Origin of the sequence: Frigidibacter sp. RF13 (assembly GCF_026626305.1) — a bacterium.
In the GTDB taxonomy this organism is placed as follows: domain Bacteria; phylum Pseudomonadota; class Alphaproteobacteria; order Rhodobacterales; family Rhodobacteraceae; genus TMP-24.
In genome coordinates, this window is the sequence record NZ_JAPNUE010000007.1 from 159,445 (window position 1) to 171,553 (window position 12,109).

Genomic DNA, 12,109 nt, shown 5'->3' on the forward strand with positions numbered 1-12,109 from the left:
CCGGAAAGACGTGAGCCCCGGGCGGACGCACCGCCCGGGGCCGTGAGATTACATCAGGCCCGCTTCCTTGTAGAAGCGCTCGGCCCCCGGATGCAGCGGGATCGGCATGCCGCTCAGTGCGTTTTCCAGCTTGATCTGGGCGGCGGCCTTGTGGGCGGCTTCCAGTTCCCCGAGGTTGTCGAAGAGAAGCTTGGTCATCTGGTAGGCGGTTTCCTCCGACACGTCCTCATGCGTGACAAGGAAGTTGACCACGGCCACGGTCGGCACGTCCGCATCCTGCCCCTGATAGGTGCCCGCCGGGATGGTCGCGGCGATATAGGGTGCGCCGAGCTTTTCCACCACTTCGGCCGGGACCGACACCATCTGGATATCGAGCGAGGTCGAGAGATCCTTGATCGAGGCGACACCAAGGCCCGCCGACTGCAAGGTCGCGTCAAGCTGGCGGTTCTTGATCAGTTCGACCGATTCCGCGAAGGGCAGATATTCGGTCTTGCCGAGATCGTCATAGCTAATCCCCGCCGCGCCGAAGATCGCGCGGGCGTTCAGCTCGGTGCCGGACTTCGCCGCGCCGACCGAGAGGCTCTTGCCCTTTAGGCCATCGAGCGAGGTGATGCCCGATTCCTTCGTCGCCACGATCTGGATGTAGTTCGGATAGACCGCCGCTATGCCGCGCAGCTTCGACAGAGGTTCCTTGAAGCCCGCGTCGGCATTGCCTTCCCAGGCCATCTTCACACTATCGCCGAGCGCCAGAGCGAGTTCGCCCTTGCCCTGCTGCAGAAGGTTCAGGTTCTCGACCGAGGCCTTGGTCGATTGCACCTGCGTGCGCGCGCCGGGGATATTGTCGGCATAGATCTTCGACAGGCCGACCCCGAGCGGATAATAGACGCCCGACGTGCCGCCGGTCAGGATATTGATGAATTCATCGGCTTGCGCCGTCACCGGAGCGGCGAGGGTCGCCGCCGCGATCAGCGCACCGATCCTGGCTTTGAGATTGATCATTCGGTCCTCCCTTGGTTGATCCGCGCGGCCCTGCTCGATCCGAACCGGCACAGCCGCGCGGCAGATGCGACTTGCTAGCGGGCGGGCGCGACCGGGCGCAAACTTTGCCGCCCACGGCGCGCAAAACTCCGGGCAGATATCCGCCCGAGGCGCGGCAGACTTCTGCCCCGCCCGGCCGCGGCCATGTTGTCAAAGGCGCGCAGGCGCGACCGGGCAGTGCTTCGCCGCACCCCAGCTCCCTCTTGCGGGCGGTGGCCCGGACGTGCATATCAGAAGGGATTTCTGATAGAGAGGCCCGGCCGATGACCACTTTCGACGAACGCGAGAACGCTTTCGAAAACAAGTTCGCCCATGACGAGGAACTGAGGTTCAAGGTGGCCGCACGGCGCAACAAGCTTGTCGGTCTCTGGGCGGCAGGTCTTCTGGGCAAGAGCGGCGCCGATGCGGACGCCTATGCCAAGTCGGTGGTGATCGCCGATATGGAAGAGGCGGGCGACGAGGATGTCGTGCGCAAGCTTGCCGGCGATTTGGGTGCCAAGGCCGACGAGGCCGCGATCCGCGCCAAGCTGGCGGAATTCTACGTCGAGGCCAAGCGCCAGATCATGACCGAGATCTGATCCGGCACGAACTGCCGACAGACTACAACGCGCGGTCCTCAGGCCCGCGCGTTTTCGTTTCAATTGCTAAAAAGCCCGGCGTTTTCCCGCCCCGCCCCCTGCTCGCGTTAAGCCGCCGACAACCCTGCCCGGCGTTAGCTGGTCGCCGGGATCGGTGGAAGGCAGGGTGTCGGGATGCGGGATTTTCGGAAGGCGATTGCGGTCGGCCGTCTTGCCGAGGCGTCGATAGGGGCGCCGTCGCTCTTGCGCCGAGCGCTGATCCGGCAGGTGCCGCTGCTGGCGCTCGCGGCGCTGATCGTGCTGGCCTTCCGCGACCATCTGACGGCCATCGACTGGCGCTCGGTCAGTGCCGCGGTCTGGGAGATATCGCTGCCGCAATGGCTGATCGCCGCGGCCGCGAGCTATGCCAGCTACCGTGCCATCGGCCAGTATGACGCGCAGTTGCACCGCTGGCTCTCGACCGGCGTGGCGGACCGGGAGGCCGTCCGCTCTGGCATGGCGGCGATTGCCATCAGCCAGACTGCGGGCTTCGGCCTTCTGACCGGCAGCCTGATGCGGTTTCATATGGTCCCGAGCCTCTCGCTGGCCGCATCGATCCGGCTGACCGTGGCCGTCACCGCGAGTTTCCTCGCCGCCTGGTCGGTGCTGACGGCGCTTGCCTTCGCGTTTCTGTGGCCTGCGGATGCCCCGCAGGCGGCGGTGCTGCATATGGTCGCGCTGGCCAACGTGGCGCTGGTCCTGCTTGTCGCCCTGCGCATCGGCTTCGTGCCCCATCTCCGGCTGAGGCGGCGCTTCTTCGACCTGCTGCCCCTGCGCATGATGGCGCGTATCCTGGCGCTTGCGCTCATCGATTGTCTCGGTGCGGCCGCCGCGCTTTATGTGTTCCTGCCGCCGGACCTTGCGCCCGATCTTGCGCATTTCCTGCCAGCCTTCCTTCTGGCGCTCGGCGTCGGGCTGATGTTCGGCACGCCGGGCGGTGTCGGGCCGTTCGAGGTAGTGCTGGCAACGCTTCTGCCCGGCCTGCCGCTCGATCTGCTGGCGACGGCACTCATCTGCTTTCGCGCCATCTATTTCGCCCTTCCCGCCGCTGTCGCCGCCGCGACCGTGGCCCTAGCCGCGCAGGACCGCCCGCGTTCCGGCGCAGCCGAAGGCACCGTCCCGTCCCCGTCTTCAGGCGGGGCGGTGCCGTCCTTTTACCCCAACCCGGGCGCGGCAATCCTGCCCGAGGCGCTCGCACTCGCCCCCAGTGCCGAATACGGCCTTTTCCGCCAGGGCGCGCACCGGATCGTGCAGGGTTCGCGTCATCGCGATTTCTGGCTGACCGCGCGTGCCGGACAGAGGCTTGTTGCGCTGCTCGACCCGTCAGGCGGGGCCGGAGCCTGCCAACGCCTCCTGCCCGCGCTTGCGGCCGAGGCCCGCGCGGCGGGGCTGACCCCCTGCCTTTACAAGATCGGGCCGCGCACGGCGGCGGCAGCGCGCGCCGAAGGCTGGGCGATAGTACCGGTGGCGGAGGACCATTGGCTCCGCCCCCGTACGTTCACGACAGCTGGCAGCGCGCGCGCCACCCTCCGTCGCAAGCTCCGCCATGCGGCGGAGGCAGGTGTCACCGTCACCCGCCACCGGCCGGCCGACCCCGCAGGACTGCCTTTCGCCGCGATGGAGGAGGTGAACCGGGACTGGAGCCTGCGCCACGGCGGAGAACGCGGTTTTTCCATGGGCCGCTTCGCGCCTTCCTATCTGTCGGGCCAGCGGCTCTATCTTGGCTGGAAGGACGGCAGGCTGGTCGCCTTCGCGAGCTTCCACGCCGGGCAGGCAGAATGGGCGCTCGACCTCATGCGCCAGCGCGCTGACACGCCCGACGGCACGATGCAGACCTTGATCGTCGCCGCGCTGGAGGAAGCGGCCGCCCTTGGCCTGCCGCGCCTGTCGCTCGCCGCCTGTTCGCTGCCGCGCGGCGGTCTGCCCGGGCTCGCAGGCTGGCTGGCGGACCGGGTTCTTCGGCGCGCGGGCGCTGGGGGCCTCAGGCAGTTCAAGGCGGGCTTTGCCCCGCACCGCACGCGGCTTTATCTCGCGACGCCGCGCCCCGCCTCGCTGCCGCTCGCCGTCGTCGAGATCGCCTGCGCCGTGCGCCACCCGGCGCCTTTGCCGCAGGTCCGGCAGGACGGCGGCATGCGGCGCGCTCATGGTCATGTTGAAAAACTTGGGTTTGATGTTTCCTGACCGGCATGGCAGAGGATGAGGGCGGGGCAGCTTGACCCCAAAGCCATTCTTGCCTGTCAGGACCTGCGATGACCAATGCCCTTTCCCGCCTTCTTGCTGACCGCGACTGGCTTCTGGCCGATGGCGCGACCGGCACCAACCTCTTCAACATGGGGCTTGAGGCGGGCGAGCCGCCGGAACTGTGGAACACCGACCGGCCGGACAATATCCGCGCACTTTACCGCAATGCGGTCGAGGCCGGGTCGGACCTCTTCCTGACCAACACGTTCGGCGGCAATGCCGCGCGGTTGAAGCTGCACAATGCGCAAGGCCGCGTGCGCGAACTGAACCGCATCGGCGCAAGCCTTGGCCGCGAGATCGCCGATGCCGCAGGCCGCCCGGTCGTCGTCGCGGGCTCGATGGGCCCGACGGGCGAGATCATGGAGCCGATGGGCAGCCTGACCCATGCGATCGCCGTCGAGGTATTCCACGAACAGGCCGAGGGCCTGAAGGAAGGCGGCGCCGATGTTCTTTGGGTCGAGACGATCTCGGCCCCCGAGGAATTTCGCGCCGCGGCCGAGGCCTGCGCGCTGGCGGGCATGCCCTGGTGCGGCACGATGAGCTTTGATACGGCAGGCCGCACGATGATGGGCGTGACCTCGGCGCAGATGGTGTCGCTGGTCGCGAAGCTGCCGAACCCGCCCCTTGCCTTCGGCGCCAATTGCGGGGTGGGCGCCTCCGACCTCATGCGCACGGTGATGGGTTTCATGGCGGCTGGCCCGGAACTGCCGGTCATCGCGAAGGGCAATGCGGGCATACCGAAATATCACGACGGCCATATCCATTATGACGGCACGCCTGAACTGATGGGCGAATATGCGGTTCTGGCGCGCGATGCGGGTGCCACGATCATCGGCGGCTGCTGCGGCACGATGCCGGATCACCTGCGTTCGATGCGCGCCGCGTTGGAAAGCCACCCGCGCGGCCCCCGCCCGACGCTCGACGAAATCGCATCGAAGCTCGGCGCCTTCTCGTCCGCCTCTGACGGCACGGGCGAACCGTCGGGCGCGGAGCGGCGCGAGCGCGGCGCCCGTCGGCGCGGCTGAGGGCTTCAGGTCAAGGAAGTTGGGGAGGGCTTGCGTAGAGTCTGTCTGCGCCAGCCGTTAGGGTAGCGGCGTCGTCTCGGCTTGGGGTTGGTCGACCGGTCTAGTCGGCTTTTCCCTTGCGCGGCATCAAGACAGGTGCCCGCAAATCCTTGCGGAACAGCGATTGCAGTTCTTCGCGCGACAACCCGCCATCCGCATTCTGATGGCGGAAGGCTGTGCTGCGCAGCGACCAGGTCGGGACGGCAATACGTAGCCAACCCAGCGCAGACATATTGCTCTCGCCCTGATGGCGAGAGGCTATGGACAGCTTCATGTGTTGCACCCCAGCAAGAACAAGCAGACCAGTGAGAGGATCAGGAGCGAGCGCTGTGGCTAAACTGCGGCAAAATCTGGGTCAACCCAAGTCATGCGAATACGACGTCGGGTCCCTCAGAGGGGTGGCTGGTTATTGCCGACCGCTCAGAAACAGTCTGATGCCGGATCGGGATCGAACGGTCAGAAATGCAACCGGGGCGGGAATATCTGCTTTTCGGACCGCGAATCGCCAGGATTTCAGGAGAACCGCCAGAACAAGCGGCCCCTCGATCATGGCAAAGCCCGCGCCCGGGCAGACGCGCGGGCCGGCCGAGAAGGGGAAATAGGCTTGCCGCGCCGAAGTTCGGCCATCCTCCCGCCGCCATCGATCCGGATCGAATATGTCAGGATCGTGCCAAAGCCGTTCGTGCCTGTGCACATGCCAGGGCGAGAGCACGATCTGCGCGCCGGCCCGGACCGCCCGGCCCCTGAGATCGACCTGGCAGCTATTCTGCCGCACCATCATCGGCACCGGCGGATAGAGCCTGAGCGTTTCGCGGAAGATGTCGCGCAAGGTGGTAAGGCCCGCCACATCCGATAATGCCGACGGGTCCGGCAGGCGCGCCGCTTCCTCCGCCGCGCGTTCCTGCACCTCGGGATGGGCGGCGATCAGATAAAGCGCCCAGGCGAGCGCCGAGGCCGAGGTCTCGTGCCCGGCAAGGAAGAAGATCGCCACCTGATCGACCATCTCCTCTGTGGTGAAACAGCGCCCGGATTCAGGATCGGGAGTGGTCATGATCTTGGTGGCGAGGTCGTCCGGTGCGGTGCCCGCGCGGATCGCGGCCATCCGCTGTTCCGTCAGCCGGGTGATCAACGCCCGGATCTCCCGGGCGGCACGGCGGGCGCTTTTCCGGTGAAAGCGCGGCAGCCAGCGCGACAGGGGCAGGAAGGCGCCGAGGTTCAGGAGCGGTTGCGCGCGCTGATAGCGGCGGAAGGCGGCAAAGACCGCCGCCGCCGTCTCATCCTCGATCGGGATCGAAAAGAGCGTGCGGAAGATGATGTCGGCAGCGGCATGGCTCATCGCCTCCTCGACCTCGACCACCCGGCCCTCATGGGCGGCGAGCCGCGCAGAGGCCGCCTCGGCGGCGGCCAGCATCGCCGGAAATATCTCGCGCAGCCGCCCGCCTTCGAAGGCCGGGTCGATGATGCGGCGTTGCGCCTGCCATTCGGCGCCATTGGTGACGAAGACCGACCGGCCGAGAAGCGGCGCCAGCCCTTCGCGGATCCGGTCGGATTTCGGGAATTCGGCGGGACGCTCCTTCAGCACCAGGTCGATCAGGTCGGGGTGATTGCAGAGGTAGGAGCGGAAGAAGGGCGTGCGGAATTCCGCCATCCAGGCGCGGTAGAGCCGCGCGGGCTGAGCCGAGAGTATGTCCTGCCGGAAAAGCCGCAGGTAGCGCCAGAGCGAGACGCGATCGGCGCGCGGTTCAGGCTTCGGCGCGGGATTGAGCCCGCTCACCGGAAGGCACCATAGGGATTTTGCGGCTCCACGATCCGGCTCTTCGAGGGCGCCCGCCTGCCGAAGCGCTGCCAGAGCGTCTTCGGCCCCGCCGTCACCGCGAAATAATCATACTCGTCCGGCGCGCCGTTGAGATTGTCGAAGGCGCAGAGATACTGGAAATGCAGCCGGAAATAGCGCCGCCTGAGTCTTTGCCAGCGCGCGGGCGACAGGGTTCGGCTGAAGGCGGCCGAGAGGACAAGCGGCCAGCGCTGCGCCGGACCCGCCATGCCCGACACCGCCACAGGATCGCAAAGCGCAAAGGCGCAGCCATCGCCCGGAGCGGTCACATCAACCCAGGCCAGTTCGGGCCGCTCGGAGAGATAGGCCAGATCCTCGCGCAGCCGCGCCGCGCCGGGCAGGAAACTGACCATCGGCACCACCTGCCCGAGCGTCAGCAGCGAGAGCGCCGGGCCGTCGGGAAGAATCGGCTCGCGCCGGATCAGATCGGCGAGGATCGAGATGGCCAGATGCGCGCCCGAAGAATGGCCGACCACCAGAAGCTCGTCCCATTCCCCTGCCAGATCGGCGGCAATCCGGGCGCGGAATTCGGCGATCCGCGCCTCGAGCGCCACTGGATAGGCGCCGTCCTCGACCGTGGTGAAGGCATAGTCATGCATCAGATACCAGGCGAAGATGCGCCGGTCATAGCGGCGGAAGAGCCAGAGCCCGCCCCAGACGCTGCCCGCCACAAGGATCAGTCCGAGAAGGTCGCCCGGAAGCCCGCCGACCGGCAGAAAGCGCGCCGCCACAAGACCGACGCCGATGGCCATCAGAAGCTGCAAGATCAGCGCCGCGATCGGATAAAGCGCCGCGATCATCGGCCCTTTCCGCAACCGCATCAGGCGCCTCAGCGCGCCGGAGCGGAGATAAAGCCAGGAGGTTCGCGCCAACTGGCGGTAGGTCTCGACGATCCCCTGCCCCATCGAGGCTTTCACAAGATCAGACCAGACCAGAACCTCGACTTCGGCCGATACGTCGCGGCCCTCGACCTCGGCCTCGATCAGCCAGCCATAACCACCGCCCGCCTTCGGAGTGAGCGCGATATCATGGCCAGAGAGTTCCGCCTGCAGCGCTGACTCGCTGCGGTAGAGCTCCCGATAGCGGCGCGGCGGAAAAGGGTCGTAGCCCGGAACATAGAACAGTTTCCGGCGCCGGACCGGACCGGTTTCCGCGGCATATCGAGACGCTGTCACAGGTTGGTCCCGACCATCCAGCGGCCGACCGCGCCTCCCAGTTCGCCCGAGAGGGTGACAAACAGCCGATCGTAGGCTGCAAAGAGCGCCCGGTTCAGCGCCACACCTTCGGCGGTTTCGGAGAATGCCAGATAGAGCTCGAGTTCCGCATCCGACAGCGGGCCGTAGGCCAGCGTGCCGAAGGCCATCAGCCAGCTGTCGGTCTCGCCGCGTACCTCTCCCTCCTGCGCCCAGACCTGGGCGAGGATCTCGTCATCGGGCAGCGCCGTCTTCGCGCCTGCCGATGCCGACAGCGCCTTCAGGAAAGCGACATTGGCATTGAGCGCGCTCGAGACATTCATGTCGACCAGATGGTTGGCGTCGACGAACCGGCGCAGCGTCTTGTACCGGCCGTCCCCCTCAACCTCGAGCCGCCCGGCCATGGCGCGCGCACTCTCCTCGACGCCATCATCGTTAAGCGCATCGCGGGCCGATACTTCAAGCCGCATGATCTTCTGTCCGAGATCGGAGCCAAGGAAGGCAAGGATGGGCGCTGTATCGACGCCAATTTGGTCAAGTTCCGCCGCGAAAGCCGCATGGAAGAGCGGGCCGAGACGCTCCGGCGCATAGATCCGCTCGACCTCCGCTTGCCAGGACGACCCGCCACCGCCCTGCAGGAACCGCCGGTCCAGATCACCCCCATAGGCCGCGCCCTCGCGCGCCATCACGTCGAGAAGCTCGGGCATGAGCATCGCCTCTTCAAGCGCACTCGCAGCGGCACCGACATCCGAGACCCGCGCCGCTTCGGCCAGCGCGGGCCGGGTCGCAATGCCGCCAAGGGAAACCGCGACGAAAAAAATCAGTGCGACAATCCGCATCCGCCCTACCTGCCAAACCAGCGCTGCCGAAGCCTATCCTGTGTCACTGCCGGTGCCAATAAGCGCCACCGGGGCGATCGGCGCCTTGTCGCGCCCCGTCGGGCGGGCGGCGCCGCATTTTGCTGTTGCAGAGCCTCGCAACCCCGGCTAAACCCCGCCCCCAGACGACCCCCGAAGTGCGGAGAGGTGCCGGAGTGGTCGATCGGGGCGGTCTCGAAAACCGTTGTGGGTGCAAGCCCACCGTGGGTTCGAATCCCACCCTCTCCGCCATTAGTCTTTGAATTTATTAATAAAAGTTGCACCTTCGCGCTATTACCCCACAAAGGACCCCACAAAGAAAAAATGCTTGGCCTCGCGCCATTGCGTTAATGGCCCTACTTCAAGATAACAGAGTAACCCACGCAGCGCTTAGACCGCCCCCATGCCATCGTCGAAGGTCGAAACTAAGCCAAGCAGTTTGCCGACAATGCGCTCCACAACGGATTTTCGCTCAAGAATCTTCGGTTTCACCGACAGCGCATCGACGATCTCGCCCTGCAAGGGACGTTTGCCCGAGAAGTGATATTGTTCGATCATGGCCCTGAAGGCCGCAGGGTCGATCTGTTCAGCCGCGCAGACTTGCTCAATCGCGGCTAATCTCTCCGCACTCCAGAAGTCAGAGAAGGCCGCTTGAACGTCTTGCCCTTTGCCAAGCCTCGGCATGTGTTGCTCGATGAACTTCTCGATCAGTTCGCGCTTGCTTCGCAGCTGCTTTTCGCTGCCCAGAAGATCGTCAATCATTTTCCGCTTGGCTTTTGAAGCGTCACGAATCTTGGGGTCCAGACTGTCAGCCTCTTCCATCGCTGCAGCCAACAGCGCCAAGATATAGGCCACGTTGATTTCGTCACGCTGAATCAGTTCCAACTCGAAGTCGACCTCATCGATGATCGAAGCCGCATCGGTGGGCTTGTCGGTCTTGGCCTTGTCGTGAATGTCCAGATACTTGCTTTTGTAGTCTTCGAAGGTCTGGGCGTCCAAGTCCAAGGCCTTGGGGTCGAACTCGGTGAAGCTGGTCAGGACGTTTCGCAGGCGGATCAGATCGCGGAAAGCCCGAACAAAGGCGAGTTGGTCAACCTCTGACTTCAGATCGTCAACCGCACCGGGGGTTGGGGCGATGTCACGCAAGGCGGCCACTGCGGCGTTGAACTGGTCAAGGTAGTCTTCGTAAGGGGCAAGAAGGATCGTCTCAATCGCCTCCTTGTTCGAGAACAGCGTGATCGCCTGATCGGTGTTTGGCTTGAGGTTGCGAAAGCAAACCACGTTGCCTTGCGACTTCAACTGCCCCAAAATCCGGTTGGTCCGTGAAAACGCCTGTATCAGCCCGTGGTAACGCAGGTTCTTGTCGACATAGAGCGTGTTGACCTTTTTGGCGTCGAACCCGGTCAAGAACATGTTGACCACCAGCAGGATATCCAGCCGGTCCTTGTCCTGGGCATCCTTCCGGTCACGGTTCTTCAGCCGTTGGCTCAGGTGGTTGTAGTAGGTGTAGAACCCCGTGCCGTCCTTCACGGTTTCCTTGGTCTGATACATCGCGTTGTAGTCGGCCACGAAACTTTCGAGCTTGTCGCGCTTGTGGACGTTCACCGGCAGGTCAGCGACGTTCAGGTCGGGGTCGCCGATCAGGCCATCGGCGTCGGGGTCTTCCTCGTTGGCGGCATAGGTGAAGATCGTGGCCACGCGCAGATGATGCTGGCCCGCTTCCCGCTTGCGCTTGAAGGCTTCGTAATAGGTGATCAGCGCGTCGACCGAACTGACGCACAGCATCGCGGAAAACTGCTTCCCATGGGTCTTGCGGTCGTGGTTGGCGATGATCCAGTCGACCACGCCTTCTATGCGGTCGGGGTTCTCGAAGAACTCCTTCACGTTGATCGCGGGCACGTCTTCGTCGATCAGACTGCCGTCCTTGCGCTTCAACCGCCCCCAGTATTCGACCGAGAACCGCAGCACGTTCTCATCCGCAATCGCGTCGGTAATGACATATTTGTGCAGGCATTCGGCAAACAGGTCTTTGGTAGTCTGCTTGCCCACTGCGTTTTCGGCGAAGATCGGGGTGCCGGTGAACCCAAACAGCTGCGCGCGGCTGAAGAACTGCACGATCCGCTTGTGCGTTTCGCCGAACTGCGAGCGGTGGCATTCGTCGAAGATGAAGACCACGCGCTGATCCTTGACCGCCTCCAGCGCGGCCTCGTGCCTTGCTATCGCCGTGTTGAGCTTTTGAATGGTGGTGACGATCAGCTTGCGGCCGCTACCCAGCTGGCCCACCAGCGCCTTGGTGTTGTCGGTGCCGTCCACCGACCCTTCCGAGAAGTGGTTGAATTCCTTGGTCGTCTGATAATCCAGATCGGCCCTGTCCACCACGAAGACAACCTTGTCGACCTTGGGGTTCTCGATCAGGAGTTGCGCGGCCTTGAAGCTGGTCAGCGTCTTGCCCGACCCCGTGGTGTGCCAGATATAGCCGTTCTTGCGGCCTGCCTTCACCCGCGCGTCAATCGCCTCGACCGCGTAATACTGATAGGGGCGCAGCACCATCAGCACCTTGTCGCTTTCGTGCAGCACGATGTATTTCGCCACCATCTTCGACATGTGGCACTTTTCAAGGAACACGTCGGCAAAGGCGTCGATCTGGGTGATCAGGGTGTTATCCTCGGTCGCCCAGTAGAAGGTCTGCTTGAAATCCTGATCGCGGTTGTTGGCGTAGTATTTCGTGTTCACGCCGTTCGAGATGACGAACAGCTGCACATATTGAAACAGCCCCGCGTCGGCCCAATAGCTGTGGCGCTGATAACGGTTGATCTGGTTGAAGGCCTCGCGCAGCTCCACCCCGCGCCGCTTCAGCTCGATCTGCACCAAGGGCAGGCCGTTGATCAGCAGCGTGATGTCGTAGCGGGTCTTGTGGTGGCCCTCGACGGTCACCTGAGTGGCCACCTGATACTGGTTGCGGCACCATTCGTCGCAGTTCAGAAACTGGAGATAGGCCGAGGTGCCATCATCGCGCGCCAGATGCATACGCCCGCGCAGGGTCTTGGCGCGGTCAAAGACATTGCCCTTGTCCAGATGGTTCAGCACGCGGGCAAATTCGGTGTCGGACAGGGTGATGTTGTTCTGAATACCCAGCTGCAGGCGCAGGTTGGCGTGCAGGGCGGCAGAGTCTGGCAGGGTGACGGGGGCATAGCCAAGGCCAATCAGGCGGGCCAGCAAGCCCGCCTCCATCTGCGCTTCGGATTGATAGTCGGCCATGCTTACC

General features: G+C 64.5%; 9 protein-coding genes and 1 tRNA gene. 4 read left to right on the plus strand and 6 right to left on the minus strand.

From position 1 onward, the window contains the following. Positions 1-48 precede the first annotated feature (48 nt). The gene (locus OU426_RS14185; RefSeq protein WP_267634685.1) at positions 49-999 is read right to left on the minus strand and encodes a TAXI family TRAP transporter solute-binding subunit; all 951 of its coding nucleotides are present in this window, start codon (positions 997-999) and stop codon (positions 49-51) included. Between the two features lie 302 nt (positions 1,000-1,301). Between OU426_RS14185 and OU426_RS14190 the strand changes: the two genes are divergently transcribed. From OU426_RS14190 to bmt, 3 genes are all read left to right on the plus strand, one after another. Beyond that, the gene (locus tag OU426_RS14190) at positions 1,302-1,616 is read left to right on the plus strand and encodes a DUF1476 domain-containing protein (RefSeq protein WP_267634686.1); all 315 of its coding nucleotides are present in this window, start codon (positions 1,302-1,304) and stop codon (positions 1,614-1,616) included. A 174-nt stretch (positions 1,617-1,790) separates the two neighbouring features. Beyond that, positions 1,791-3,836: a phosphatidylglycerol lysyltransferase domain-containing protein gene (locus tag OU426_RS14195; RefSeq protein WP_267634687.1), complete on the plus strand. Its 2,046-nt coding sequence runs from the start codon at positions 1,791-1,793 to the stop codon at positions 3,834-3,836. A gap of 68 nt (positions 3,837-3,904) precedes the next feature. After that, a complete protein-coding gene (bmt, locus tag OU426_RS14200; RefSeq protein WP_267634688.1) occupies positions 3,905-4,921 on the plus strand; it encodes a betaine--homocysteine S-methyltransferase in 1,017 nt (338 codons plus the stop codon). A gap of 100 nt (positions 4,922-5,021) precedes the next feature. Here the strand turns inward: bmt and OU426_RS14205 are convergent, their stop codons facing one another. From OU426_RS14205 to OU426_RS14220, 4 genes are all read right to left on the minus strand, one after another. Beyond that, positions 5,022-5,192 carry a hypothetical protein gene (locus OU426_RS14205; protein ID WP_267634689.1) on the minus strand — a complete coding sequence of 57 codons (171 nt, stop codon included), beginning with the start codon at positions 5,190-5,192 and terminating at the stop codon, positions 5,022-5,024. A gap of 174 nt (positions 5,193-5,366) precedes the next feature. Further along, the gene (locus tag OU426_RS14210) at positions 5,367-6,734 is read right to left on the minus strand and encodes a cytochrome P450 (protein ID WP_267634690.1); all 1,368 of its coding nucleotides are present in this window, start codon (positions 6,732-6,734) and stop codon (positions 5,367-5,369) included. Beyond that, positions 6,731-7,969: a hypothetical protein gene (locus tag OU426_RS14215; RefSeq protein ID WP_267634691.1), complete on the minus strand. Its 1,239-nt coding sequence runs from the start codon at positions 7,967-7,969 to the stop codon at positions 6,731-6,733. Before OU426_RS14215 ends, OU426_RS14210 begins: the two co-directional genes overlap by 4 nt. Next, positions 7,966-8,826, minus strand: coding sequence for a DUF2059 domain-containing protein (locus OU426_RS14220; RefSeq protein WP_267634692.1), 861 nt, complete (start codon positions 8,824-8,826; stop codon positions 7,966-7,968). The genes OU426_RS14215 and OU426_RS14220 overlap by 4 nt, the downstream gene beginning before the upstream one ends. A 180-nt stretch (positions 8,827-9,006) precedes the next feature. Between OU426_RS14220 and OU426_RS14225 the strand changes: the two genes are divergently transcribed. Further along, a tRNA-Ser gene (locus OU426_RS14225) sits at positions 9,007-9,096 on the plus strand. Positions 9,097-9,234: 138 nt separating this feature from the next. Here the strand turns inward: OU426_RS14225 and OU426_RS14230 are convergent. Further along, positions 9,235-12,102: a type I restriction endonuclease subunit R gene (locus tag OU426_RS14230; RefSeq protein WP_267634693.1), complete on the minus strand. Its 2,868-nt coding sequence runs from the start codon at positions 12,100-12,102 to the stop codon at positions 9,235-9,237. Positions 12,103-12,109: the final 7 nt, after the last annotated feature.

Bases quoted from the DNA above. Each gene is read 5' to 3' on its own strand.
- OU426_RS14185 (WP_267634685.1), bottom strand. From the start codon at position 999: ATGATCAATCTCAAAGCCAGGATCGGTGCGCTGATCGCGGCGGCGACC.
- OU426_RS14190 (WP_267634686.1), top strand. From the start codon at position 1,302: ATGACCACTTTCGACGAACGCGAGAACGCTTTCGAAAACAAGTTCGCC.
- OU426_RS14195 (WP_267634687.1), top strand. From the start codon at position 1,791: ATGCGGGATTTTCGGAAGGCGATTGCGGTCGGCCGTCTTGCCGAGGCG.
- bmt (WP_267634688.1), top strand. From the start codon at position 3,905: ATGACCAATGCCCTTTCCCGCCTTCTTGCTGACCGCGACTGGCTTCTG.
- OU426_RS14205 (WP_267634689.1), bottom strand. From the start codon at position 5,192: ATGTCTGCGCTGGGTTGGCTACGTATTGCCGTCCCGACCTGGTCGCTG.
- OU426_RS14220 (WP_267634692.1), bottom strand. From the start codon at position 8,826: ATGCGGATTGTCGCACTGATTTTTTTCGTCGCGGTTTCCCTTGGCGGC.
- OU426_RS14230 (WP_267634693.1), bottom strand. From the start codon at position 12,102: ATGGCCGACTATCAATCCGAAGCGCAGATGGAGGCGGGCTTGCTGGCC.